The following is a 24134-nucleotide window of genomic DNA, read 5'->3' on the forward strand; positions in this document are numbered from 1 at the left end:
TCTGCGTGAATCTGCGTCAATCCATTGTCATCTGCGGTAAAGAAATTCTCTTTTTTTAACCGCAGATGAGGGCAGATAAACACAGATTAACGCAGATGAATTAGATCGATGCTACCGGATTTGATATGACTCGCAATGACGCATTGCAAAAAAGAGCGAAGCATTCGAGTTTAAAATCTTGGCTTTTAGCCTTAAATCTTCCCCCGAATGCTTTTTTTCAACTGAAACCCTACACAGGTTTTCTACTTAGATTTAGAAGGTACTGCACTCGGTTTTGCTTGCGCCGCAGTCGGTTTAGGTGGCGCAGCATTCGGTTTCGACTCTGCCTTATTGTTCCCTGTTTTACCAGTAACTTGCTGTGTCAAAACTTCCATAGCTTTCGCGTACTGCGGATCGCCTGTCGTAGCAATTTTATCCCGATCGCGCCTCAATTCCTGTTTTTGAGCGTCGGTGAGTTCTACCTTAAAATCTGGTTCGATCCCGGCGTGGTTGATATCAGTGCCGTTGGGAGTAAAATACTTGGCAATTGTCACCGCCAAACCGGCACCATTTCCCACGCCGCGTACTGACTGAACTAAACCTTTACCAAATGTCTTTGTTCCCACCAAAACCGCGCGTTTGTTGTCTTGCAAAGCACCGGATAGAATCTCGCTAGCACTTGCTGAACCGCCGTCTACCAGTACAACTAACGGTTTGTCTGTGAGCTCTGCCTTATTTGCCGTTTGTCGATCGGCCTCACCGACTCGATCGACCGTCGAGACGATCGTACCTTCTTTGAGCCACATCCGAGCAATTTCAATACTTCCGTACAGCAACCCGCCGGGATTGGAACGCAAGTCTAAAATATAACCCGTTACCTTTTTCTGTTCCAAATCCTTAATTGCCGATCGCATTTCCGATGCAGCATTCGCACTGAACTGATTTAAGCGAATATAGCCGATGTCTCCGATCGGGCTTTTGTGTACCGACTGCCGTACAGGATGTATTTCAATTTTAGCGCGTTTCAGTTTAAAGTCTAATTCCTTGTTGTCCCGCAAAATAGTCAGCGTCACCTCAGTATTCACCTGACCGCGAATCAAATTTACTGCTTGATTCGTATCCATGCCTTCTGTGCTCTTGCCGTCAATCTTAGTAATGATATCTTTTGCCAGAATACCAGCACTAAAAGCAGGGGTATCTTCGATCGGCGAAATCACCACCAACTTCTTAGTTTCCTCATCTTGAGTCAACTGAATCCCAACTCCTGTCAGTTCCCCAGAAGTTTCAACCTGCATATTTCTGAACTCTTGAGGGTCCATAAACCGCGTATAAGGATCATCCAGCTTCTTCAGCATTTCCCGAATTGCTTTGTAAGCTGCCTCGTCGCTGGTATAAGTCCGGTTCAAATAGTCATTCCGCACCGCTTTCCAGTCAACCTGGTTAAAAGTGCCATCCACATAACTTTTGTCAATAATTTGCCAAACTTCATCAACTAACTCTTTAGGGCTTCCCCGAAAAGAAGCCAGAGATTTAGAACTGCAACCAGCGTTCGCAAGAGTTACAGCAGTGAGTACCACTGCTGCTGCACTTAGAACAAGCCCTCGTTTTGTTATAACCATTTGTCTGACGCGCGGGAGGAAAAGAGTTCAGAATAATTACGCTCAATCTAACACAGGCAAGGCCGGCTCGCCTTTGGCGTACAGATATTATTCAACTTTGCCGAGTTCTGCGGTGTCAACTTAAGACTGAAACCCTCTATCTCTTTCGTTTGTATCAAAGTCTCGATCCCCCTAAATCCCCCTTAAGAAGGGGAGTAGGGGTTGACTTTGAGCGTTATTGTCCCCCCTTAACAAGGACTTTGAGCGCTCTTGTCCCACCCCCTACTCCCCTTACTAAGGGGGGTTAGGGGGGATCTCCGGGTTTAAAAACACTCCCTAGGGACGATCCTCTCCGAGGGCTGCGCTAACGACAGCAATTAAGGATCGACCCAGCGATCGTCCGATTTAATCAAGTCTATCAATTCTGCCACCCCTCGGTCTTCCGGCACTTTCTTAATTTCTTCCCGGCCGCGGTACAGAGAAATATAACCCGGTTGCTTCCCGACATAGCCGTAGTCAGCATCAGCCATTTCTCCAGGCCCATTGACAATACAGCCCATTACTGCTATATCCAAACCGGTGAGGTGCTTCGTCGCCTCTCTCACTTGGTGTAACACTTCCTCTAAATTAAACAAAGTGCGACCGCAGGAAGGACAAGCGACATACTCAACCATCGTTTTCCGCAGTCCCAAAGCTTGCAGAATGCTGTAGCAGACGGGAATCTCCTTTTCTGGGGCCTCTGTCAGCGAGACGCGGATAGTGTCGCCGATGCCGTCAGTCAGCAGCGGTGCGAGGCCTGCGGTGGATTTGATGCGGCCGTATTCGCCGTCTCCTGCTTCCGTGACGCCCAAATGCAGCGGGTAATCCATGCCGAGTTCGTCCATCCGGTGCACCATCAAGCGGTAAGCAGCAACCATCACGGGCGCGCGGGAGGCTTTGAGGGAAATTACGATATTTCGGAAGTCGAGGGATTCGCAAATCTTGATGAATTCCAGGGCCGATTCCACCATGCCTTCGGGCGTGTCGCCGTAGGTAAAAAGCATCCGTTCGGCGAGGGAACCGTGATTAACGCCGATTCGCAAAGCTTTGCCTTGGTCGCGCAGGGAAATCACCAGAGGTTCCAGGGTTTCGCGGATTTTTTCGCCAATTTCCGCGAATTCGCTGTCGGTGTATTCGCTTCTGTCGGCTTTCGGCTTCTCGAACACGTAAAGTCCCGGATTGATTCTCACTTTGTCTACGTGTTTCGCCACTTCGAGGGCAATTTTCATGCCGTTGTGGTGGACATCGGCGACGAGGGGCACGGGTTGGTAGGTGGCGTGCAGTTTTTGCTTGATTTCGGCTAAGGCTTTAGCGTGGGCCATACTGGGTACGGTGACGCGGACGATTTCGCAGCCAATCTCGTGCAAGCGCCGAATTCCGGCGACTGAACCGTCGATGTCGAGGGTGTCTTCGTTAATCATCGATTGTACGACGACGGGGTTGCCGCCGCCGATCGTCACGCTACCGACTTTGACGGGCCGGGTTTTGCGGCGTTTGATGGTGGTGTCGAAGGTTGGTTCGGTGGTGAGGGTTTTAGTGGGGTTCGGCAGAGTTTGCATAACTGGTTGCTAGGGTTCTTTAATTAGAGTTTATAAAATTGTGTCTGCTGTTTTTTAGGTTTGCACAGAAAGGGCCTGTTTGGGCAAAGAGGTTTTGGGATTTAGAATTCTTAATGAGATTGCTGCAAATTTGTCGATCGAATTATGTCGGAAAAGGGCGATCGAACTAAAAGCCAACCATCACCGGGAAGGCGAACTGAAGTTGGGCCCGTGGAACTAAACCGAACTTATAAAATACAGTTAAAATACAGGCTAGACCGAGATAAAAATTAATATTGGTTGGCGGTGAGGAGAATGGTTTGGACACCGGGGCAGGGGTTAAATGGCGATCGGTATATTATTGAAGGCAAGTTAGGTGAGGGCGGCTTTGGGGTCACTTACCTAGCGCAGAAGGCGCAAAACAGGCAGCGGGTTGTCATCAAAACGCTAAAAGATGAATTATTGAGCGATCCAAATTTTGCCTGGTTTCGGGACAAATTTCGCGATGAGGCGCTATTATTAGCTGTGTGCACGCATCCCAATATTGTGAAAATAGACACCTACTTCACTCACGATGATTTCCCTTGCATTGCGATGGAATATGTGGCAGGAGAAGATTTGTGGAAATGGGTGGAAAAGCGCGGTGTCCTGTGGGAAACCGAAGCTTTAAACTACATCCGCAAAGTGGCAGAAGCGGTAATAGTAGTTCACGAAAAAGGTTTGCTACATCGGGATATCAAGCCACAAAACATTATGGTACGCGACAATTTTGATGCAGTTTTGATTGACTTTGGTTTGGCACGGGGTTTTATTCCCGATCGCACTCAGCAAATGACTTTGGGGCTAACACATGGTTTTGCACCTCCCGAACAGTACGGGGAGATTGGCAGATTTGCTGAGTACACAGATGTTTATGCTCTGGCAGCAACGCTATACTATTTGCTAACGAAAACACAACCAACTCCTGCATTTATGAGAGCTTTAAATCATCCTTTAAAGCCGCCGTTTCAGATTAATCCTAATATTAGCGATGCGGTGCATCGGGCAATTATGAAAGGGATGGAAATGAATGAGACAAAGCGCCCTCAGTCGGTTCAAAAATGGTTGGCTATGCTTCCCCAATCCCCCGGCAATCGGGGGCAAAGAGGGGGTGTTTCACCAACGATTCCTAGCCCGCAGCCACCGCCACAACCTGTAAATTTGATTTCAGCAAAAGGAGTTGATTATCGTCAACTCGATCGGCTGTTGGCTAGCGGAAAATGGCAAGAGGCGGATGGGGAAACGGCAAGAAAAATGCTGGAAGTAGCGGGGAGAACAAAGGATGGCTGGCTGAGGGGTGAAGATATCGATCGATTCCCCTGTGAAGACTTACGAACTATTGACCAACTTTGGGTAAAATACAGTAACGGACGTTTCGGCTTTTCGGTGCAGAAACGCATCTATGAAAGTCTGGGGGGAAGCAGAGAATATGATCGGAAAATTTGGGCAGCTTTTGGCGATCGGGTAGGTTGGCGTGTGAATAGTAGTAAATGGTTGCACTATAATGATCTAAAATTCAACACCGAAGCACCTATAGGACACCTCCCGTGTGTGAAGGGAAAGTTAACTGATGGGGTGGTTGGTGGAAGGCTTGTTGTGGGGCGTTCTCTTCTCTCGCGTCGAGACTTGTAGACTGTAACATCTAAGGGTTACAGAATTTTATAAAGATTTATTACAAAGGCAAAAACCACGAAACCACGCCAGTTCTATGTTTCCGATACCTGGCACTGGCAGTCCTCACTTTACTTTTGGCTTTCGCGTAGTTTCTTGTAGTATCTGCCCCGCCACTTGCGGGTTATAACAGTTAGCAAAAATAAATTTTTCAGCCACCGCTAAAAACTCTGGATTTTCTGCATCCCACTCTCCCTCGCGGCAAAATCATCTTTCAACGAATGAATCTCAACGATATTATAGAAGCAATATTAGAAAATCGGGTGCGAATTACAGACCATGCTGATGAAGAAGCAGATGATGATAATCTCTCATTTGATGAAATCTACTTTTCCGTCTTTTATGGTGAAATCATTGAAAATTATCCCAATGAAAAACCCTATCCCCGATACTTAATCTATGGTGAAAGTTTTAGAGGCGATCCCATCCACAGTGTTTGGTCTTATGTCCCTAGTAATAAACTAGCCATCCTAATCACAGTTTATCGTCCCGATGCAAATCGATGGATTAATTGGATACAAAGGAGAAATTAACAATGCTATCTGTAGAAAAATGCCCAATTTGCGGCGGTGAAATAGTTATCAAAGAAGTCGATAAACTTTTACGGGGTGGCAAGCATACTGCTATTTTAAAAGTATCCGCTGAAGTTTGCCTAAGCTGTGGAGAACGGTTGTACTCTGTGGAAACAGTTAGGAAATTTGCCAAAATTAGACAGCAATTGCAGCGAGAAGAGACTCAAGAATTTCAAGCGATGGGGCAATCTTTTCGCGTTGGGTAAGTTATACAATAAAAATAAAGAGAATGAAAAACCTAACTCAATTAACCCAGCTTGAATTAGTGCTGCTGGAATTAGTAGCTAAAGGTCAAGGAAAGTGGAGTTGGTACGAACTCGCGAATGCACTTTCCCGTCGAGATGTACCGCGAGAACCTGACATGATGGTTGTCTTAAAAAAACTGGCTGCTGATGGCTTGGTTCAGCGATATATAGAAACAGGTTCGCCTCGCGATAGATGGGAATTGACAACTGAGGGGACGATTTTGTTGACAGATGCAACTGCTTCTGAACTGACTACTTTATGCAAATATGTTGAAGTTTAACTTAGAAACACAATTTGTAGTTTGCATTAACAATCAAGACTATCAAGCATCCTTGGAAGTACGAAAAGTCTACCAAATAATACCGGATAATCACGCTGCGGAACATCAATTGATCCGAGTTATTGATGAATCCGGTGAAGATTATTTGTATCCAGTCGCATATTTCGTACCCATCGCATTGCCGAAAGCCGTAGAAGCAGTATTTGCATAGACAAAGGTTCTGTAGGGGCAGGTTCACCAACCTCTATGTTTATAAACAGCAATCTCAATAAACCCGCCCCGCCCAATATTCTGTTACAATAAATAAACCTGAGTGTTAACATCGCAAATGTATGACAGCCAAAATACACATCAGCAAATTAGGTAATTCCTTGGCTTTGCCAATACCAGACTACATAGTAAAGTTTCTCAACCTTAAAGCCGAAGATTCAGTAATTTGCAGCATAGAAAATGGGAAACTGGTCATAGAGCCTGTAAATAATAAAATATCAAAGTATACCCTAGATGAATTATTGGCAGGCGAAATAGAATCTAGCGAAGAAGTCTCTTGGGGAAAACCAGAAGGAGAGGAAGTTTGGTAAACTATATCCCCGAACGAGGTCATTTTATTCGCCTCAATTTTGACCCTCAAGCAGGACACGAACAAATGGGGACTAGGCCTGCACTGGTGGTGAGTCAAACTAAATTTAACCGAAAAATGGGGTTTGTGTTTGTTTGTCCCATCAGCAACACACAACGCAAAAATCCGTTTTATGTTCCCATTCCAGAAGGTGAAGCGATAACAGGTGTAATTATGACGGATCAACTCCGTTCTTTAGATTACCACGCAAGGCAAGCAAGTTTTCTTAGTGAATGTCGATCAGATATAATTGAGGAAGTTTTGAGGCGAATTCAACCTATTTTGTTTGAGAATATGACGGTTGATGAATAGTTAATCAAATTATAAACTAGATTTGTAGTTGGCATTAAGCATCAAGAGTATCTAGAAATCTCTCTCGCGGATGATGCGATCGCCCCTCCTCCCCAGCAAAACTAAAAAATGTACTGGCAAATCCCTTCACAGACCCAGGCTCAGCATTTAAAGCATCGGAGGTTTTCCATTGGACGATCGCACAAACGCACCAACCACCGCAGCTAACAACCGCCGACCTCTAATCATCGCAGGAATTCTCCTCGGTATCGGTCAATCCGGCTTTTTTGACGGAATTGTGCTGCACCAACTCCTCCAGTGGCACCATATGTTTAGCAGCGTTAAAACCGATGCTACCGTTGCCGGTTTAGAATTAAATACCCTCGGAGATGGATTGTTTCACGCTGCAGATTGGTTGGTAACAGTGGCGGGAATCTTTTGTTTGTGGAGTGCTGTGAAGCGCAAAGATGTTCCTTTGTCAACTCAAACTTTTTTCGGTTCAATATTAATTGGTGCTGGATTATTTGACTTTGTTGAAGGCATTGTTGACCATCACATTTTAGGAATCCACCACGTCAAACCCGGTATCAACGAGTTAGCTTGGGATTTAGGATTTCTCATTCTTGGAGTTAGTTTAGGGCTGTTAGGTTGGATGCTGGTACAGAGGGAAGTTCCCGCAGATACTAAAGTTTAAAAGAATGCAGAGATTGGGAATTCTACCAAATCCACGTTAAAAATCCCCGAATCTCTTTTTAACTCATCAGTTCATCCCGCCGCAGAATCCAACCACGCGATCAAATCCTCTTTACTCCTAAAATCCAACAAAGCTTCTCCCAAATCATCTAACTGTTCCCCAGATAACCCCTGGATGCGAGTTTGAACTTCCAGTGTAACATCACCCACCCGCCGCACTATCTGACGCATAATTAACCCTATTTCCCCCTCAATTTTACCCCTTTCGATTCCTTGTTCGATTCCTTGTTGTATTCCCTGTTCAATCCCCTGTTGTAGACCAATTTCTATCCCTTTCATCACAGACCCGATTTGGTCTTGGATAAACATCTCTCGCTTGTCTACATCATTCAATTCGTCTAGTGTCAAATTTGCTCGGTTGGCAATTCCCAGCGCAGTATTAATCTCTTCAATAGACCCCAATGTATCTGGTACTGCTTCCAAAGAGGGCGCGTTTTTCATAAAGTAGATCCATTTTTCCGGCAGATTTTCAAGTTCATTCAATTCTTTTTTAAATTTCGGTAACTCGACAAACACTAATTTTAACTCGCAGTTGGGATAGACGAATTTCTCTTCTGTTTCTGTGAATTCAAAGTTAGAGATTAGTTTTTCGGTGTTTTCAAATAAGATAAAGTCGGTGATGGTTAAAGCAATGACCGGATTTAACTTTAAATAACCTTCTCCAGCTTTGAGTTGAGTAGAATAGGTTTTGGCTGCATTGTATACTACCCGTTTTTCAAAGGCGGCGACGTTGAGTACCTGCATTTCCACAATCACGGTTTTGTTGCCGGTAATCTTGGCTTTGACATCCAGGTAAGTGTCTTTCAATCCTGTAACACTTCCTGCTGAATAAGGGTCAATAATCTCTATTTCTTGGATTGTTGGTTCTCCGTTATACAGCATTGCATTTAGGAAGCTGATGAGAATTTCTGGATGTTCGGAAGAAGCGAATATTTTTTTGAATGCAAAGTCTGTTTTGGGACTGATGAAACGCATATTAGAGAAGGAAGAGGGAAGAGGGAAAAAGGAAGAAGGAAAATGCAATATTTTAGGAATTTTTAGGTTGGTAGTTGCGCTTTACCACCCTTAGCGCAACTACGAAGTTTTTCAATTATCAGCCTGTGGCTTGAGTAGTAGCTGCAGCGGACATAACTAGCTTTCCATTTATATCCATAGTTGCAAGCTTCAGCACTTCATTAAAAGCTAAACCCCGAATTTTGAGTTCCCACCGAATACCTTTTGCTTTCATTCGCTTGGCTTTCCGCATATCGACATCAGCAGCTTTTTGATGCAAGAGCAAATACTTCATTGCTGCTGTAGCTTCTACTTTTGTGGGAAATGCAATATAGGCGATAAATCCGCCGTCCCAGTGATTGGCGTTGCGGACACTGCTGATAGTCGCAACTCTCGGACTAAAGCGGTTCCAGTAAAAGTCGCTGTAGCCGATCGACTCTGTATTAACTTGGAGTTTGTTTGCCATTTGACTTAACTCCTCTAACCTTGTGTGTGGGGTTAGCAGTACCAATTTGCTGCTCTTACTATTATAGCAAATTAATTGGTAATGAGTATGGGGAATTGCGATTATGATGTTCGGTTATGCCCATTTAAAAAAGTCTTGCTACAGTCCTTAATTTTATGCCAATTATTAAAAGTCGCCTCGCCTCGCGCCGGACACGAAAATGCCGTTCCCCTACATAATTGGTTTTATATCGATCGGGATACACGGTGGTATGGCAGAATATGCTATTAGTTCACTCCGCTGTCGCTGCCTTGGCGACAATTAATGACTGCTGACTTTTGGCTGTTGGTTGTTGGCTGATGCCTAAAACCTCACTTCATATTCAGCAGTGACACGGTTGTCTCCTTGAAAATTACTGGAACTCCTGAGTAAAAGTTTATCGCTCAATCGATAGCGCACAGTAAATTCAGTCGGTTGATTTGCTGACAACACTCGAATTATTGATGCTGAAATATTGCGCGTGATGTCAAACCCAACTTCTAAACCTAAACCCAGAGAACCCGCACCAGAACTGGAACTAGCAGCTTGTGCTTCGTTGCCTCTAATCCGAGTGGGAAATAAGCGAAATTCGCTCAATCCTGTGGCGTTAGTAATCGCAGATTGAATGTTGTTCAAGAAACCCGCACCCGCTAAATTTGCGATCGCCAGTGTACTGTCTCCCTGTCCCAAAGTCTGCACGAAACTGCCACCCAACAGCGCTACAATCTCTGTGTCCGATCGACTCGGAGAACTCCTTAACTCCAGATTTTCCCCCAACTGAGAAGCTCTTCCCTGCACTAACGCTTGAACTCGGACACTCCGCACGCTGCCGAAAGTTGTCGGTTCGTCTGCTATTTCAGAGGCTACAGATGTGCCGGGAGTGCGGAACCGCGTTACTTCCTGCACCGAAGTTGCTAATCTCACATCCAGCGTCGGATCGAGTCCTTGTGTTGGTACAAAGGTAGCAGTCTGCGGGTATCCTCGATCGAGTTTAAACTGCGTTGTAAACAAATTCACCGACCCGGAAGTCAACCGAATCGTACCCTCCGGGCGAAGGTCATCTAAAGTTCCATTTACCGTCAAACCCCCAGTCGCCTGAAAACTCAATATCGGCGCACTCGTTACCCGAATTCCCCGGCCCAAATTCAGCCGCAAATCGTTCAATCCAACTTCAAAGGAAGGGGAAGTCGGAGTTGCACCAGAAGCAGAAACCTCAGTTGTAGGGGAATCAGAAACCTCAGTCGCAGGGGAAGCAGAAGATGTCGAATCAGAATCAGAAGCAGAAGAGGAAGAAGCTAACTCAGTTCGACCGGCGCCGGGACTCCGGAGAAATACTTCACCGTTGTACAGTTCAATATTACCGCTCAACTGCGGACGCCTAGCCGTGCCCCTTGCCTGCACTTGACCGACTACGCCGCCGCTGTACAATCCTCTGAGGTTCACTGCCAACTTGTCTAAATTTACAGTCAAAGGATTAGCCACATCGACATCGCCCTCAGCAAAAGGCACAGACAGCGGAATCACGCCAGCGGCGACCACTTCTCCCTGACTCAACTGTCCCCGAATTCCTTCTACCCGAATACGATCGCCCTCAAAGCGCACCGTCCCAGTCAGCCCTGTCAGCGGTTCTGGGAAGGCTTGCGCGCGGACGGTTGCATTTTCAAAATTCGCAATTCCTTGCGCTACAGGATCTTGCAGCGTCCCTCCCACGCGAATTTGCACCTGTCCCTGACCGCTGACCCACGCAACTTGCGGAGTCAATACATTAATAATTGCCAAACCTTCATTTTGCAAATTCGCCCTCAAATCAATTTGATTGCTATCAGCTTTCACCGCTGCAAACGGCAACTCAAAAGGCAAACTTCCCTGCACTTCAATCGGTTCGGTTTGAGTTACCAAAGCGCTGCCGCCAAAATTCAGGCGGGCATCGCTATAACTGAAACTGCCGTCGGCTTGTTTAATCGGTTCTCCGTTTAGCGTACCGTCAACCAAACTCAATTCCCCGGTGGCTTGTGGGTTTTCCAAACTGCCGGCCAAATTCGCCCGCAAATTCAAATCTCCTGTGACATCCACAAAAGGCAATTCCACCAGTTCTGCCAACTCTTCCACGGGCACATTTTCTACCCGCAACTGCCCGGATTGAGCTTTTTGCCCGAGTTGTCCCGAAAAGCTGATCGCACTTTCTCCCGATCGAATTTCCAAAGGCAAAACAGTTAAAATCCCGTCCTGAAAACTGCCTTCAAGGTTGAACGTTTCAGCGACATATTCTCCCCACTGCCAGTTATCACCTTTCACGTTAAATTGAGCTTCCACACCCGTTTCCAAAGAACCGGCGACAGCAATTTCCGCACCAAAAGTGCCTTGCAATTGGGATAAGGGAGGTAATTTTTGTGATGTTTCCACTGCCTGCTGCTGCTGCAAAATTGTTTCAATTTCTGCCAAGCGGCGCAACTGTTCGATTAACGGGGCTTCTGGTTCTCCCACTGCTACAGTTTGTACGTCGCCACTGTCACCGTAAACAGGAGGTTTTAAGCCTCTCGCCAAGTCGCCTAAATTGAAATATTGCAAAGCGGTTAAAACCTGCTGCAACTTGCCTTCCTGTACCTTAACTTTCCCGGCAAATTTCGGGTTGGCGCCTGTTTCAACCTTGCCGGAAATTAAGTATTGACCGCTGCCTTGGCGGAATATGCCATCTGTGAGAGTAGCGACGCCGTTATCGTAGCTGAATTCGGCTTGGAAACTGTCACCTTTAATGTAGCCGATCGCCGGTTGGGCGATCGCAATTTGTCCGCTTGCTTCCAAAGTCGCCGGATTTAACGGCATCTTCCAACCGGACACATTCACTTGTCCCGACGCCGTACCGGTTATCGGCCCCAAACCGGCCTCTTTCCCCGGTGTGAGATTCAAAGCAGCCAGGGGAAAATCGCTTAAATTAACTCGCAAAGTTTCTCCCTCGGTTTGGCCACGGGCGACGGATTCCCCGCGTTGAATTAAGAAAGATGTCGGCAGAAAAGATTCATTTAAAGCTACTTCGATTTTGTCGCTGGCGCCGGCCAAACGCAAATCTACACTTTTCCCAGCATCCGCATTCACACTCCCCGCCAGTACCGGGTCAAAAGCGATTTGATTTACTGCTAAATCCCGCACTTCCACGTCGCCAACTAAGTTGAGGGCGGCGGGGGTTCCGCTGAGGCGGCCAGTAAAATCGACATTGCCGCGCAGAGGCTGGTTGTTCTGTGAAGGATTGTTGACATTAGTTGCTGTCAAAAATCCGAGTTGTTCAGTTGGTAACGCTGCCAGGTTAAAGTTGGCGAGTTTGACATCCAAATCTACGTTGGAAATTGAGGGCCCTCCTTTACCTTCGAGTTCGACGTTAACAAAGCCGTTTGCTGTCAAACCGGGAGTTGTGGCGTTCTCAATTTCCACCCGTTTGCCGTCCCAATTAAATACTGCCTCAAAAGGTTGTTTCAAAAACGGCAATTCCGAGATGCGGAAACTGCCGCCGGCGCGAACATTTTGTGGGGAAGCGGCAATCGGGCCAGATAAATTAATATTGCCGTTAAACAGTCCTCCAAGCTGGGGGAGATTTTGGGCACCAGATACTACACCTCCGCTTTGCAAGCTTTGGCGCTGCGACTCAAAGGCTTGCTGGAAGCGGCTTAGAGCAATTTGCTCGCCCTCGATTGACGCGCGCCAATTCCCCGATTCAGCGCGGCCTTTAGCATTGATAATTCCTCCGCCGTTGGCGAGTCGAATTTGTCCGTCGCCGTTGGCAGTGATGCCGCTGGCGGTTAAATTATCTACTGTTCCCAAAATGCGGACTTGGCCGTCGAGGGTTCCGTTAATTTCTGGCGGTAAATCCGCTGTCAGCAAACCTGTTTGTTTGAGGGTTTGTTCTAAATTACTGACGGCAATTCCGTTCGTTTCCAGCAATGCTTGCAAGTTGCCGTTTTCTAATTTAGCCGTAGTATCGATCGCCCCGAGTCGATCGACCACAATCACTCCTTCCCCGCTAGCACTAATTCCCTTTGCTGTCAAGTTATCCAAACTACCCGCTGCTTGGAATTGGCCGTTAATTCTGCCGTCTAATCCTTCAGGCAAAGTCGCCGCTAGGGTAATGAGTTGGGTATTGCGGATTGTTTGTTCTAAGCGACTGAGAATAACTTGATCGGCATCGGCGAAAGCTTGCCAGCGTCTGTCTTCTAATTTACCTCTAAAAGCAATAGTACCGTCCGCTATATTGAGTTTGCCGCTGCTGTTGACGGCTATGTCGGGGGCGGTTGAATTATCAAGATTGCCACTGGCTTGAATTTGATTGGATATTTGTCCGTCAAGCGATTTAAGATTTTGGATTGTGGATTTTAGATCATTGATATTGGCGACTGTTTGGGGATTGTCCGCAGTGAAAGCTAAGCCAACATCTAACAGCGGCAATCCTAAATTTACTAAGCGGTTGATGGAAGTGCGATCGGTTTCTGCTGTTGCTTGCCAGTTTCCCGCTGCCAATTCTCCTTTAAAATTAACATTGCTGCCGGCAAGATTGAGTAGACCGCTGCCGCTGGCATTGATGCTGCTAGCAGTCAAATTGTCAATACTTCCCGATGCTGTAATTTGACTCGATAGCAGTCCGTCGATCGATTTGAGATTTTGGATTTTGGATTTTAGATTGTTGAGATTGGCAGATTGCTGATTTTCGGGATTGAATGCTGAAGCCACATCTAAAATCGGCAGTGTCAAATCTACCAAGCGGTTGATGGAAGTGCGATCTGTTTCTGCTGTTGCTTGCCAGTTTCCAGCTACCAATTCTCCTTGTAAATTGACATTGCTGTCGGCAAAATTGAGCCTACCGTTTCCAGTAACATTGATGCCACCAGCAGTCAAATTGTCAACATTTCCCGCCACTCTAAATTCCCCTGCTAGCTGTCCGCCGAGCGATTTTAGAGTTTGGACTTGGGATTTGAGATTGTCGAGATTGGCAGGCGTTTCCCGTGCTAAAAACGGCAAGCCAATATCAATTAATTGATTGATAGCAACTTTTTCAGTGTTGCCAAAAACTTGCCACCTGCCCGATTCTAGTTCGCCATTAACATCAACAATGCTGTCAGCAATATTCAGCGTTCCTTTTCCCCTCGCAGCGATCGCATTTAAACTCAAATCGTCCAGAGTTCCCGCAGCTTCGGCAGTTCCGCTGAACAAACCCGCTAGTTCAGGAGGCAAATTAAGCCCTGGTACGACTTGCTGCAAACTGTTGAGATCAACGCGATCGCCCTCGATCAAAGCTTGCCACTGACCGTCTTTTAGCGCAGCATCCACGTTAACAGAAGCGTCGCCAATTTTCACAACTGTATTTTGCAAATCCGCCGAATTTCCTCCGGCTCGAATTTCTCCCGCAGCGGGGAAAGTCCCTTGCGGTGCTTGCCATTGAACTCTAGCTTGAATGTTTTCTAACGGGCCGAAAATTTGAGCTCTTGCGGAGACAGTGCCAATTTGAACAGTAGCAGGAATCGGGAGATCGTAAATTTGGGCGATCGCATCTGCAGGTACATTTTCAGCTTGGAAGTCAAACACCAAACCCGATGCCGAATTCTTACTTCCCAAAGCAATATCAACTTCACCTTTGCCGCCAATTTTACCCCCCGCCGCCGGGACTACCAAAATATCGCTCAAAGTCAAAGCTAAAGAGGAAAACGGGGGAATAGAAGATTGAGAATTGGGAGTTGGGGTTTGAGCCATTCTCCCGCGTTCCAATTTAAAATTAGTGCTAATATTGTTTAATTGCAGTCGATCGACCGTAGCGGGTTTTGTCGAGGCGATCGTACCTGTCAGCACCGGCATTGCAACTGTTCCAGTCAGCTTGGCATCCGCCTTCACTTGCCCCGCAACAGGAACCGGCAATACTACTTTCTGCCCTAACTCTGTTTCCACCGCACTGACAACACTTGCAAAAGCGACTGGTTGCACGTTAGTTGTCAGATTGAAGCTAGCTTGTTGGAGATTAAAATTAGTTCCAGTTGCAACTGTTCCTGCTATTCTCAGCGGAATTAAACCGTAGTTAGCCGCCAGACTATCGACAATCAAATTAGTTCCCTGAAACCGCAACTGACCGCTGGTATTTTGTATGATTTGTTTCAGCGGATCAATACTCGCTTGCACTCCTGCAAAACTAGCCGCTCCGGTAATTCCCGATAATTTATTGTCTCGCAGTTGCACTGTTAAATTGCCGTTAGCCAGACCTTTTTGTAAATAAATACCGCGAACTTTCAGCAATCGATCGAGTTCGGGTAAAGGCAAATTTTGACCTTGCAACTGCAGGTTAGTTTGAGCTGCAGGTAAGAGAGAATCCGCTTTTACTATAAAATTATCGTTGTTAGTAAACTGACCGTTAAGTTCGTAGAGAATGCGCTGATTTTGGTCGCGAAATAGAGCACTGCCATTTTTCAGACTTACAGAAATCGGAGCCGAAGTTGTCTGTCCGACTGGGGAACTCGGCACCAAAAGCGCGCTGGCATTTTCAGCTCGAATTGCTTCAACTTCAGTTTTAAATAAACCCGGAGATTTTTGCTCCGCAGTTGGAATATTAACCCAGCGGCCTTTAGCATCCTGTTCGATATAAGCGTTGGGTTTAACTAAGGTAATATCTAATTTGAGAGTGCGGGTGAACAGCAGTGGCCAGATTGAAAATTTCACTTCCACTGCTTCTGTAGAAGCGTAATCCGGATCGGTAGGAGTTGCAGGTAAAGTCGATCGGCCAAACCGCAAACTTGTCAGAGAAAATCTCTCCAAACGTCCGAGTTGCACGGGCCGCTTCAGCAACTGACTGACTTCAGTTTCCACCAAAGGAGCTAACTTTTCCCGCACCCACTGGTATCCTAGCGCCGCCCCAACCAAGGCGATAATGCCCAATCCCGTACCGCTAAGCAGCACCAGACGCCACCAGCGGCGGTGGGGATGGGGTGCGAGTTGATTTTTGTTATCGTCCGAGTTAGTCATGGGTGTTTCTCAGAAATCAGAGAATTCAGAAATTATAGGGAATCAGCCGATTGGAGACAGGTATAATCTCTGTGATTCGCCAGGATGGCTTCTGCCTTTGGTAGACTCAAAAGTGAGGTAGGAAGTGCCGATCCCAGGATCGAAGGCACGCAAAAGGCACGCCCCTACTCCAGGGTAGACTCCAGAAACCTTTACCGAACTTAATCAAAACACGCAACACGACCTAACACCAAATCCTCCAACTCCCCTAAATCCTCTCGATCCCGCTAGTGCTGGATCGATCTTCAATCTAAAATCTAAAATCTAAAATCTAAAATCGACTGATTGGTTGCCCGATCGCTTCTAAGATAAAAAAACGGTGGTTAAGAAGGTCTTTAAAACTTATGCGAGTGTTCGTCTTACTCTTCAATGCCCGCACCGAGAATGAGGGAATTCATACCATTCAACTCGGCGACCGCAACAAAGTTCTGATGTTTGAGTCAGAAGACGACGCCACCCGCTTTGGCGTGATGTTGGAAGCTCAGGATTTCCCAGAGCCCACGGTTGAGGCGATCGACGAGGAGGAAATTAAGGAGTTCTGCGACAGTGTTGATTATGATTGGGAGCTTGTGCCCGCGGGCGCGCTGGCTATTCCCCCAGAAGACAATGTAACACAGACTCAGTGGCAGCCGGAGTCCGAGTCCGAGCCCGAGCCTGATTCTGAGGTTTCCCAAAACGAACTGGATTCTATTCGCCGCCGACTCGAAGGACTTTTGTAATAGTCATTAGTCATTAGTCAGCAGTTATTGGTAATTGGTAATGGGTAATGGGTAATTGCCTGTCTCTCGGAAGTAGATTTAGCCGATCGCCAGAACCGCAAATTTCGAGCCTTTGAGTCACGATTTAACCAAGCTCACCAGCGGGCAGGCAATGCTTACCCTATTTTGTAGACCTAATGACTGTTGACTAATGATAATGACCAATGACCAATAACTAATAACTAATGACTAATCAAAAAACATGAAGAATTTGGAAGAACGGGGCCATCTGCTGACTGAACAGGTGAATACGAACAGCGAGAATTTAGACCAACTCAGTTCGATCGAATTAGTGGACTTGTTCAACCGCGAAGACGCCCAAACCTTAAGCGCGATCGCCCGTGCCCGCGAACAGTTAGCCCAAGCGATCGACATTGCAGCCGAGTCTCTACGTCAAGGAGGCCGCCTGTTTTACGTCGGTGCGGGTACTTCCGGGCGTTTGGGGGTGCTGGATGCGGCCGAGTGTCCCCCCACCTTCTGCACGCCGCCAGAACTCGTACAGGGCATAATTGCCGGGGGTGCGGGGGCTTTGGTGCGGAGTTCGGAGGATTTGGAGGATCGGGCTGAGGATGGGGCTGAGGCGATCGCCCACCGTCAAATTACCAACTTAGATGTAGTTGTCGGCATTACGGCTGGAGGTACGACGCCGTTCGTCGCGGGCGCTTTGCAGGCGGCGCGCCAGCGGGGGGCGAAAACTGTGTTTATGGCCTGCGTACCCGTCGAACAAGTGAATTTTGAGGCTGATGTTGATATTCGGTTGTTGGTTGGCCCGGAGGTAGTGGCGGGTTCGACGCGCTTGAAAGCAGGTACAGTAACAAAAATGGCTTTGAATATGATTTCGACTGGGGTAATGGTGAAGCTGGGGAAGGTTTACGGCAATCGAATGGTTGACGTGGCGGTTACTAATAAGAAATTGCGCGATCGGGCTGTGCGGATGTTGCAGGATTTGACTGATTTGAACCGGGATGAGGCGGGTTTTTTGCTCGAAAAAAGCGGCAAGTCTGTTAAATTAGCTTTGATGATGCACTGGACTAATTTGGAGAAGGAAGAGTGCGATCGAATTTTGGGCGAGTTTCAAGGGAATTTGCGATCGGCTGTGGCATCAATTAGTCATTAGTCATCAGTCATTAGTCATTAGTCAACAGTCATTAGTCATTAGTCAACAGTCAATAGTCATTTGCAATATCGAGTCAAAAAATTGTGAAATCTCTCCAGTGGATCTGAGGTGATAAACACTTTTGGTATTTTGAGCCCGATCGACATACTCGCGATATCTGGGAGTCAAATAGTTGTGACACAACCAAAGAGCACGGTAACTATTAATTGAACTCTTCAATATCGGACTGTTTTGGGGCCAGCCTTCTGGCGGTATAAACTTACCTGTAATCAGCCGTTTAGTCACCCACCAAAAATGCACGTATAGGGGCAGATATACAAAAACCAGAGTATCTGCCTCGTTGAGTCGAAGCCAGACGGTTTCCATACAACCAAAACCGTCTATAATCCATCGGTGAGTAGCCAAAATTTTCTCATGGGTATGCTTATATTCTTCATTTGGAACCTCAGCGCCCCCAGATTGATATTGAATCTTATCCAAGGCGTAAAGTGGCAAACCAATGATTTCTGATAATCTCTTGCTGAGAGTTGATTTGCCGCCTCCAGCGTTGCCAAACACGGCTACTTTTTCCATAGTTACCCCTCTTAGGAATGATGCAGTTTGTAGCACTACTTGATATTATTACTAAAATAATCAATCTATCAAAATAGCCCCCCTGATTATCCTCTCCAAATTCAACGTAAAGCGCTCTTGTTTTTAGATTCCCGACTTCTTGGAGGAGTCGGAAATCTGGGTATGCTGTTTTTTAGGCGTTGACAAAAACAGAAGATGTAAGCTGACTTTGACTTACACCCTGCACGATTCCCAAATAATTACTACCAGACTTAATCGCCGTAGAAGCGATGCTTGCACCTCCATCCAACTGCAAACTCACAGCTTCAAAAGTCAAGTTTGCAAATCCGATACCGTCAGTCAAACCAATGTTATCCCCGATCGCAAAATCGGTAATCACATCCGCACTAATTAAAGTAGCCGAAGCAGACAAACCTCCTGCTAAAATAAACGTATCATTTCCGTCGCCGCCCGTCAGAATATCTTGCCCGCGATCGCCCGCCAACAAATCGTCACCGTTACCGCCGATCAAGATATCATCTTCTTTGCCGCCGCGAATAGTATTGTTACCCTCAGATCCAATTAGTCGATCGTTATCGTTGTTGCCGCTGATAAAATCATTGCCAACACCGCCATCAATTACATCGGATTCTTTGCCGCCGGATAAGCTGTCATTGCCTCCTGCGCCATTAATTGTATCCGCACCTTGCATCCCATTAATGCTATCAACACCTTCTCCCCCCGTGATATTGTCTTTGCCGGAAAGGGCAAAAATTGGCAATCCCGCAGCATTTGTCGGTATTTGAGTATCGGCACTATCTGATAGGAAATAATTGCCGTTGCTGGCTATATTTTTGGCTGCTGTCGTCGGGCTGCCGTCCCCTGTAGCATTGGGTATTGGCGAAGTAATAGATATAGTGTTTGGTGTGGGAGTCGGTGTCGGTGTCGGTGCGGGATTGACACTACCGTCAAGAGAAGTCGCAAAAACTTGCGTCCAATAGTGATTCCAATTTTCTGTGCCAGTATCGTCGGCTAAGAAATAGTAACCAATCCCAATTTCTTTGAGATTAGGGTTAAGAATGTTAGTCCGGTGGCCGCTGCTGTTCATCCACGATGATACAACTTGTTCGGGTGTAGAAGAGCCCGCAGCAATATTTTCTGCCGCCGCTGAGAATTGATAGCCCGTTGCAGAAATCCGACTTCCTAATGACGAACCATCTTTTCCGGTATGGGAAAAGAAGTCTTGCAGTGCCATGTTTTGGCTGTGATTTGCCGCCGCATTTAGTAACTGAGTATTTAAGGTTAGCGGGGACAAACCTAATTTGCTGCGTTCGATGTTGGTAAGTTCTAAAACTCTATTAATAAAGTTTTGATTGGTTGGGCTTGGTGCTACTTGAGAGGCCGATTGCTCTCCTGTTAAAATGTCCAAGGACTGAGAACCGGAATTTTGTAGTTGTTCAAGCATGGGGATGATAAACTGTTTTAAGACTTGGTTTTGCTGGTAGATTGCTTACCGTCTTAACGATAGTTTCCCCGATCGCTAGCTGGCTGGGCACAATTCCATAATTGTGTTAATCCCTGCCGCTGCTGTATTTATTCTAATTATAGCTGTTGTCAAAGTGTGGATGTCAAGAGCCCGGCTATGATTGGGAAAGGGAAGAGTGCGATCGAATTTAAGGAGAGTTTCACAGAAATTTGCGATCGCCCGTGGCATCAATACAATTTTAGATTTTAGATTTGAGATTTGAGATTTGAGATTTTTCCTGATTAGTAAGGTTTGCGCTACGCACCCAGCGTGCTGGCTGGCTGGCTAGAAACCCGGTTTCTACGAGTTTTGCAGAGAGGAACGACAAATATAGGAAGAAACCGGGTTTCTGAATTATGTGTGCGATCGCCAACTAAGTTTTTAGTAGAATCCTCACAAAAAAATCTAAATTAATTCAAAATTCACAACCGCCCAGGGTTGTTCGGGACCACAAAAGCAATCTCAAGATTTCAAACTATTTTCTTGTCCGACTTTAGCCTCCTGAGCAACTTGATCAACCTCATCTTTGGCGAGAATTTCCAAAGCTGTCTGTGCTTCTGCACCGCCCAACCGCCCCAAAGCTTGGGCGACTCTGTAACGGATCTGCCAATCTGCATTGGAAGCGTAGGGAAGCAGCAGCGGCAGCGCCCGTTTATCTCCCAATTCACCTAATGCACTAATGGCAATGGTTTGGATCAATTCGTTTTCTGAAGTCAGGGCATTTTCTAACATCGGAAAGGCTTTCGGATCTCCCATTTCTCCCAAAGCCGCGACGATGCTCAGTTGCACCAGCCATTCAGAGGTACTGCTATAAACTTGCTGCAAATCTTCTAAAGCATCGGTTAATTTCAATGCGCCCAAAGCATCGGCTGCTGCTGCTTGCACGTCGGGTTCGGGGTCGTTGTTCAGGCTGTTTCGCAGTACCTCTAAAGCGTTCGGCAGATTCTGCGTACCGAGGGTTGATAATTGGCTGACTGCTGCGTAGCGAACCCGGACGTTTTTGTCGCCGATCGCAATTTGAATTAGTTTATAGGCAATCGCGGGGTCTAGTTGCCGCAGTTGGTTGACTGCTCGCAGTCTTTCGCCAAAATCCTCGGAATTCAGCAATTGTTCGACAGACTCAGGGGTAATGCTCATTCGATTTTAAATTTGATAATTGGGAAGAAGGAAGAAGGAAGAAGGAAGAAGGAAGAAGGAAGAAGGAAGAAGGAAGAAGGAAGAAGGAAGAGGGAAGAAAAAAAAATAGCTCTGCGTGTATTCCTAACTTCCTTGTCGTCAATCTCGGTAATTGGTAATTGCAAAAAGTCAGCGAGATTGAAAGAGCGATTCCCTACGGGATAGCTTCGCTTCACGACTGGTTTTCTGATACAGTCCTGGAACTGCAACAATTAATTTAAGATTCGGCAGCCATCGAGCGAATAATATCTCCCCTAGTGAGGATGCCGATTACTTTGCCCGCAGTATCAAGCACTGGCAATCGGTGGATACTGCGATCGTGCATAAGTTTGGCAGCTTCTTGGACAGATTTGTCTGGCTCGATGGTAACTGGCTCTGTACTCATCGCTTCTCCTACTGTTTGTCCTAAAGCCTTGTGGAGTTCTCGCTCATAACGAGATGGATTTTCCAAATAAATCACGCTATCGAGCACCATGATATAAGCGGGCGGAGTTACGCCGGTTTCCCGCCACATCAAGTCGGTTTCGGAGATGACTCCTACCAACAAGTCATTCTCATCTACGACGGGAAGACCGCTAATGCGTCGATCGGCTAAAATTTTAATCGCTTCGTTCAAGGGCATTTCGGGTCGCGCCAAAATCGGCTCGCGACTCATTACATCGGCTACTGTTTTTGGCATGATTAGCGGTTGATTGAGTTATCTCTCCTTATCGATCATATAGGGAAAGGGCGGCACAGACTGAAGAAAGGCAGCTCTGCTGAAGGGATTCGTTAGAAAGTAGAAGCAAGGAAAAAGTTTGAGTGCCAGAATTTTGCTGTTTTTTTCGATCGCACTATAAAATTCTGCCGTTTGCCTCTCTCCGGCGAGCGATCGGTCTGACAAGATTGTTAAGATATCTTAAAGAGCGGATAAATCCTTACCAATGCCAGAATCTCCAGCCCGAGAACCAGACTCCCAACCAGAAGCGCGCTGTGTATTGGTTTGCCAGTATCAATCTTGCCTGAAAAATGGTTCAGCAGCAGTGCTAGCTGCTTTTGAAGCTCAACAAGTTGCAGGGGTGAAAGTGGAGGCCTGTAGTTGTCAGGGACAGTGCACCACTGGCCCGACTGTACGAGTTACCCCGGACGAAATTTGGTATTGTCGAGTTAAACCGAGTGATGTACCGTTAATTGTGGAACAACACCTCAAAGAGGGAAAACCTGTAGAGGCGCTGTTCAATCCGAGAATTCATGCGCGTTATTATTATTAATATTGACTTGATTCGGGGAAACTTCCAAGCTCTGGTGCATCTAATTTTAATAGTTATTGTTAAGGAATTGGCACTTTGAAAATCCAAGGAATTGCGCTTAGTTTGTTAGTCCTAATTCTGGGGCGTCCGTCTACGGTTGCTGCTCAAACGTCGGCGGTTGCTGGGGATATTTGTCCTGCGGATTTGGGAGCGCAAGTAGATGCGATCGCCAACCGTCCCGAATTTAGCCGATCGCGCTGGGGCATTTTGATTCAACCTCTATCTTCTACTACTACTCTCTACAGCCGCGACGCCACCAAATATTTTATTCCAGCATCAAATGCCAAGCTGCTAACTACAGCCGCTGCTTTGCAGAAACTCGGTGCAGATTTTCGGATTAAGACATCGGTTTACAGCGGCGAAAATGGAAGTTTGTACGTTGCCGGCAGGGGAGATCCGAGCATTGCTGAGGCTCAGTTGAAATCCTTGGCGCAGCAGTTGAAGCAGCGGGGAATCAGTCAAGTTAACCAATTGATTGGCGATGACACCTATTTTCAAGGCAGTGCAGTCAATCCGAATTGGGAATGGGAAGACGCGCAAGCTGGCTACGGAGCGCCGATTAACAGTTTAATTTTCAATCAAAACGCGATCGACCTTCTTTTGTCCCCACAGGCAATCGGGCAACCTCTGAAAGTTACTTTTGTCGAAGCAAAGCTGGCAAATCAGTGGCAACTTCAGAACAATACTGTTACCGTCGCTCAAAACGAATCTGAGTTTATTGAAATTGGTCGGGAGTTCGATCGACCTATAATTCGAGTGGGCGGACAGTTGAAAGTTGGTGCAGAACCTGAATCAGCTTATGTCGCAGTTGTCAACCCCGCTAATAATTTTTTGCAGTATTTTCAACAAGCCCTGGCGACTGAGGGAATTCCTGTTAAACAGGCTTTAGTGGCATCGGCTTCTCGCAATTTAAATCAAGAATTAGCGACCGTTGAATCGCCGCCACTGGCGGAATTGGTGAGAGAAACTAATCGCGAAAGCAACAATCTTTATGCAGAAGTTTTATTGAGATTGCTGGGAAAAGTTACAGACAAGATGCCTGTGCCACAAGAGAATACAGGTGAAAGCGGTTTAAAAGAGCTAAAAACAGTTTTAACTCAATTAGGAGTAAATCCAAACAGCTACATATTAGCCGACGGTTCCGGCTTGTCTCGGCACAATTTAATTAGCCCTGAAGCCTTGGTGCAAACTTTGAGACTTATGGCCAATTCACCTGCTGCATCTATTTACCGCCAGTCACTGCCGATCGCTGGCGAGAGCGGCACTTTGAAAAATCGCTTTAATATTACACCAAACCGCGTAATTATGCAAGCAAAAACCGGAACTATGAGCGGAGTTTCGGCTCTGTCGGGATATATCGAAGTTCCGAATTACGAGCCGCTGGTGTTTAGCATTATCGTCAATCAATCTGACCTATCGACTGCAAAAATGCGATCGGCAACGGACGAAATTGTGCTATTATTGAATCGCCTGCGCCGCTGTTAAAACAATACATTTAAGGTGATAAACTTCAACTCAGTAGTTACACCTAAAACACAGGACACCCCAAAATCCTACAAGTTTTAAGTTTCATTAGATTGCAGCGG

Annotated in this window: 24 protein-coding genes; 15 read left to right on the plus strand and 9 right to left on the minus strand. The window is 46.5% G+C overall.

Going from position 1 to position 24134, the window contains the following annotated elements; all coding sequences use genetic code 11:
• Nucleotides 1-242 precede the first annotated feature (242 nt).
• Together ctpC and ispG are read right to left on the minus strand one after the other, a co-directional pair.
• Nucleotides 243-1598 carry a carboxyl-terminal processing protease CtpC gene (gene ctpC / locus QUA36_RS00925; protein WP_333452669.1) on the minus strand — a complete coding sequence of 452 codons (1356 nt, stop codon included), beginning with the start codon at nucleotides 1596-1598 and terminating at the stop codon, nucleotides 243-245.
• A gap of 356 nt (nucleotides 1599-1954) precedes the next feature.
• Nucleotides 1955-3175: a (E)-4-hydroxy-3-methylbut-2-enyl-diphosphate synthase gene (ispG, locus tag QUA36_RS00930; RefSeq protein ID WP_333159712.1), complete on the minus strand. Its 1221-nt coding sequence runs from the start codon at nucleotides 3173-3175 to the stop codon at nucleotides 1955-1957.
• 79 nt (nucleotides 3176-3254) lie between these two features.
• Here ispG and QUA36_RS00935 point away from each other — a divergent pair, with 79 nt between their 5' ends.
• The 9 genes from QUA36_RS00935 to QUA36_RS00975 all read left to right on the plus strand — a co-directional run bounded on the left by QUA36_RS00935 (nucleotide 3255) and on the right by QUA36_RS00975 (nucleotide 7566).
• Nucleotides 3255-3395 carry a hypothetical protein gene (locus QUA36_RS00935; protein WP_333386590.1) on the plus strand — a complete coding sequence of 47 codons (141 nt, stop codon included), beginning with the start codon at nucleotides 3255-3257 and terminating at the stop codon, nucleotides 3393-3395.
• Between the two features lie 74 nt (nucleotides 3396-3469).
• Nucleotides 3470-4825, plus strand: a complete 1356-nt coding sequence (locus QUA36_RS00940; RefSeq protein ID WP_333454986.1) for a serine/threonine-protein kinase — start codon at nucleotides 3470-3472, stop codon at nucleotides 4823-4825.
• 260 nt (nucleotides 4826-5085) lie between these two features.
• Entirely contained in the window at nucleotides 5086-5397 is a 312-nt protein-coding gene (locus tag QUA36_RS00945) for a DUF4258 domain-containing protein (RefSeq protein WP_333452665.1), read from the plus strand.
• 2 nt (nucleotides 5398-5399) lie between these two features.
• Entirely contained in the window at nucleotides 5400-5642 is a 243-nt protein-coding gene (locus QUA36_RS00950) for a YgiT-type zinc finger protein (RefSeq protein ID WP_333107999.1), read from the plus strand.
• Nucleotides 5643-5665: 23 nt separating this feature from the next.
• The gene (locus QUA36_RS00955; RefSeq protein ID WP_333454988.1) at nucleotides 5666-5962 is read left to right on the plus strand and encodes a hypothetical protein; all 297 of its coding nucleotides are present in this window, start codon (nucleotides 5666-5668) and stop codon (nucleotides 5960-5962) included.
• The gene (locus QUA36_RS00960; protein WP_333454990.1) at nucleotides 5949-6173 is read left to right on the plus strand and encodes a hypothetical protein; all 225 of its coding nucleotides are present in this window, start codon (nucleotides 5949-5951) and stop codon (nucleotides 6171-6173) included. Before QUA36_RS00955 ends, QUA36_RS00960 begins: the two co-directional genes overlap by 14 nt.
• Nucleotides 6174-6294: 121 nt before the next feature.
• Nucleotides 6295-6543, plus strand: a complete 249-nt coding sequence (locus tag QUA36_RS00965) for an AbrB/MazE/SpoVT family DNA-binding domain-containing protein (RefSeq protein ID WP_015174616.1) — start codon at nucleotides 6295-6297, stop codon at nucleotides 6541-6543.
• Complete coding sequence (locus QUA36_RS00970; RefSeq protein WP_333454992.1) at nucleotides 6537-6893, plus strand: type II toxin-antitoxin system PemK/MazF family toxin; 357 nt, start codon at nucleotides 6537-6539, stop codon at nucleotides 6891-6893. The genes QUA36_RS00965 and QUA36_RS00970 overlap by 7 nt, the downstream gene beginning before the upstream one ends.
• A 169-nt stretch (nucleotides 6894-7062) precedes the next feature.
• Nucleotides 7063-7566, plus strand: a complete 504-nt coding sequence (locus tag QUA36_RS00975; RefSeq protein ID WP_333454994.1) for a DUF2243 domain-containing protein — start codon at nucleotides 7063-7065, stop codon at nucleotides 7564-7566.
• Nucleotides 7567-7637: 71 nt separating this feature from the next.
• Here the strand turns inward: QUA36_RS00975 and QUA36_RS00980 are convergent, their stop codons facing one another.
• Nucleotides 7638-8600, minus strand: coding sequence for an Rpn family recombination-promoting nuclease/putative transposase (locus tag QUA36_RS00980; RefSeq protein ID WP_333454996.1), 963 nt, complete (start codon nucleotides 8598-8600; stop codon nucleotides 7638-7640).
• On the opposite strand from QUA36_RS00980, the gene QUA36_RS00985 reads away from it, so the two are divergent.
• Nucleotides 8524-8694, plus strand: coding sequence for a hypothetical protein (locus QUA36_RS00985; RefSeq protein ID WP_333455104.1), 171 nt, complete (start codon nucleotides 8524-8526; stop codon nucleotides 8692-8694). The two genes, QUA36_RS00980 and QUA36_RS00985, sit on opposite strands and share 77 nt — an antisense overlap.
• A gap of 24 nt (nucleotides 8695-8718) precedes the next feature.
• Here the strand turns inward: QUA36_RS00985 and QUA36_RS00990 are convergent, their stop codons facing one another.
• Nucleotides 8719-9084, minus strand: a complete 366-nt coding sequence (locus QUA36_RS00990) for a hypothetical protein (protein ID WP_333454997.1) — start codon at nucleotides 9082-9084, stop codon at nucleotides 8719-8721.
• A gap of 342 nt (nucleotides 9085-9426) precedes the next feature.
• On the minus strand, nucleotides 9427-16092 hold the full coding sequence (locus QUA36_RS00995; protein ID WP_333454999.1) for a translocation/assembly module TamB domain-containing protein: 6666 nt from the start codon (nucleotides 16090-16092) through the stop codon (nucleotides 9427-9429).
• Nucleotides 16093-16475: 383 nt separating this feature from the next.
• Here QUA36_RS00995 and QUA36_RS01000 point away from each other — a divergent pair, with 383 nt between their 5' ends.
• On the plus strand, nucleotides 16476-16850 hold the full coding sequence (locus QUA36_RS01000; RefSeq protein ID WP_242720559.1) for a DUF3110 domain-containing protein: 375 nt from the start codon (nucleotides 16476-16478) through the stop codon (nucleotides 16848-16850).
• 241 nt (nucleotides 16851-17091) lie between these two features.
• On the plus strand, nucleotides 17092-18006 hold the full coding sequence (gene murQ / locus QUA36_RS01005) for an N-acetylmuramic acid 6-phosphate etherase (protein ID WP_333159687.1): 915 nt from the start codon (nucleotides 17092-17094) through the stop codon (nucleotides 18004-18006).
• Between the two features lie 42 nt (nucleotides 18007-18048).
• On the opposite strand, the gene QUA36_RS01010 is transcribed toward murQ, so the two are convergent.
• The 3 genes from QUA36_RS01010 to nblB form a co-directional block, all read right to left on the minus strand.
• Nucleotides 18049-18579, minus strand: coding sequence for an adenylate kinase (locus QUA36_RS01010; protein WP_333455001.1), 531 nt, complete (start codon nucleotides 18577-18579; stop codon nucleotides 18049-18051).
• A 172-nt stretch (nucleotides 18580-18751) separates the two neighbouring features.
• On the minus strand, nucleotides 18752-20023 hold the full coding sequence (locus tag QUA36_RS01015; protein WP_333455003.1) for a CAP domain-containing protein: 1272 nt from the start codon (nucleotides 20021-20023) through the stop codon (nucleotides 18752-18754).
• A 522-nt stretch (nucleotides 20024-20545) separates the two neighbouring features.
• Complete coding sequence (gene nblB, locus QUA36_RS01020) at nucleotides 20546-21220, minus strand: phycobilisome degradation protein NblB (protein ID WP_333159681.1); 675 nt, start codon at nucleotides 21218-21220, stop codon at nucleotides 20546-20548.
• A 12-nt stretch (nucleotides 21221-21232) separates the two neighbouring features.
• On the opposite strand from nblB, the gene QUA36_RS01025 reads away from it, so the two are divergent.
• The gene (locus QUA36_RS01025; RefSeq protein ID WP_333455005.1) at nucleotides 21233-21424 is read left to right on the plus strand and encodes a hypothetical protein; all 192 of its coding nucleotides are present in this window, start codon (nucleotides 21233-21235) and stop codon (nucleotides 21422-21424) included.
• A 52-nt stretch (nucleotides 21425-21476) separates the two neighbouring features.
• On the opposite strand, the gene QUA36_RS01030 is transcribed toward QUA36_RS01025, so the two are convergent.
• Nucleotides 21477-21938 (minus strand): CBS domain-containing protein, encoded by a 462-nt coding sequence (locus QUA36_RS01030; RefSeq protein WP_333159679.1) that lies wholly within the window; start codon nucleotides 21936-21938, stop codon nucleotides 21477-21479.
• A 244-nt stretch (nucleotides 21939-22182) separates the two neighbouring features.
• Between QUA36_RS01030 and QUA36_RS01035 the strand changes: the two genes are divergently transcribed.
• Nucleotides 22183-22509, plus strand: a complete 327-nt coding sequence (locus QUA36_RS01035) for a (2Fe-2S) ferredoxin domain-containing protein (RefSeq protein ID WP_333159677.1) — start codon at nucleotides 22183-22185, stop codon at nucleotides 22507-22509.
• A gap of 81 nt (nucleotides 22510-22590) precedes the next feature.
• The gene (gene dacB / locus QUA36_RS01040) at nucleotides 22591-24033 is read left to right on the plus strand and encodes a D-alanyl-D-alanine carboxypeptidase/D-alanyl-D-alanine endopeptidase (protein WP_445301409.1); all 1443 of its coding nucleotides are present in this window, start codon (nucleotides 22591-22593) and stop codon (nucleotides 24031-24033) included.
• The last annotated feature ends 101 nt before the right edge of the window (nucleotides 24034-24134 follow it).

Source organism: Microcoleus sp. Pol10D4 (genome assembly GCF_036701555.1).
Lineage (GTDB): Bacteria > Cyanobacteriota > Cyanobacteriia > Cyanobacteriales > Microcoleaceae > Microcoleus.

Bases quoted from the DNA above. Each gene is read 5' to 3' on its own strand.
- QUA36_RS00990 (WP_333454997.1), bottom strand. From the start codon at position 9,084: ATGGCAAACAAACTCCAAGTTAATACAGAGTCGATCGGCTACAGCGAC.
- QUA36_RS01010 (WP_333455001.1), bottom strand. From the start codon at position 18,579: ATGGAAAAAGTAGCCGTGTTTGGCAACGCTGGAGGCGGCAAATCAACT.
- QUA36_RS01030 (WP_333159679.1), bottom strand. From the start codon at position 21,938: ATGCCAAAAACAGTAGCCGATGTAATGAGTCGCGAGCCGATTTTGGCG.
- murQ (WP_333159687.1), top strand. From the start codon at position 17,092: ATGAAGAATTTGGAAGAACGGGGCCATCTGCTGACTGAACAGGTGAAT.
- ispG (WP_333159712.1), bottom strand. From the start codon at position 3,175: ATGCAAACTCTGCCGAACCCCACTAAAACCCTCACCACCGAACCAACC.
- QUA36_RS00940 (WP_333454986.1), top strand. From the start codon at position 3,470: ATGGTTTGGACACCGGGGCAGGGGTTAAATGGCGATCGGTATATTATT.
- QUA36_RS00995 (WP_333454999.1), bottom strand. From the start codon at position 16,092: ATGACTAACTCGGACGATAACAAAAATCAACTCGCACCCCATCCCCAC.
- QUA36_RS01015 (WP_333455003.1), bottom strand. From the start codon at position 20,023: ATGCTTGAACAACTACAAAATTCCGGTTCTCAGTCCTTGGACATTTTA.
- nblB (WP_333159681.1), bottom strand. From the start codon at position 21,220: ATGAGCATTACCCCTGAGTCTGTCGAACAATTGCTGAATTCCGAGGAT.
- QUA36_RS01000 (WP_242720559.1), top strand. From the start codon at position 16,476: ATGCGAGTGTTCGTCTTACTCTTCAATGCCCGCACCGAGAATGAGGGA.
- QUA36_RS00955 (WP_333454988.1), top strand. From the start codon at position 5,666: ATGAAAAACCTAACTCAATTAACCCAGCTTGAATTAGTGCTGCTGGAA.
- QUA36_RS00985 (WP_333455104.1), top strand. From the start codon at position 8,524: ATGAGAATTTCTGGATGTTCGGAAGAAGCGAATATTTTTTTGAATGCA.
- ctpC (WP_333452669.1), bottom strand. From the start codon at position 1,598: ATGGTTATAACAAAACGAGGGCTTGTTCTAAGTGCAGCAGCAGTGGTA.
- QUA36_RS00945 (WP_333452665.1), top strand. From the start codon at position 5,086: ATGAATCTCAACGATATTATAGAAGCAATATTAGAAAATCGGGTGCGA.
- QUA36_RS01035 (WP_333159677.1), top strand. From the start codon at position 22,183: ATGCCAGAATCTCCAGCCCGAGAACCAGACTCCCAACCAGAAGCGCGC.
- QUA36_RS00980 (WP_333454996.1), bottom strand. From the start codon at position 8,600: ATGCGTTTCATCAGTCCCAAAACAGACTTTGCATTCAAAAAAATATTC.
- QUA36_RS00950 (WP_333107999.1), top strand. From the start codon at position 5,400: ATGCTATCTGTAGAAAAATGCCCAATTTGCGGCGGTGAAATAGTTATC.
- QUA36_RS00960 (WP_333454990.1), top strand. From the start codon at position 5,949: ATGTTGAAGTTTAACTTAGAAACACAATTTGTAGTTTGCATTAACAAT.
- QUA36_RS00965 (WP_015174616.1), top strand. From the start codon at position 6,295: ATGACAGCCAAAATACACATCAGCAAATTAGGTAATTCCTTGGCTTTG.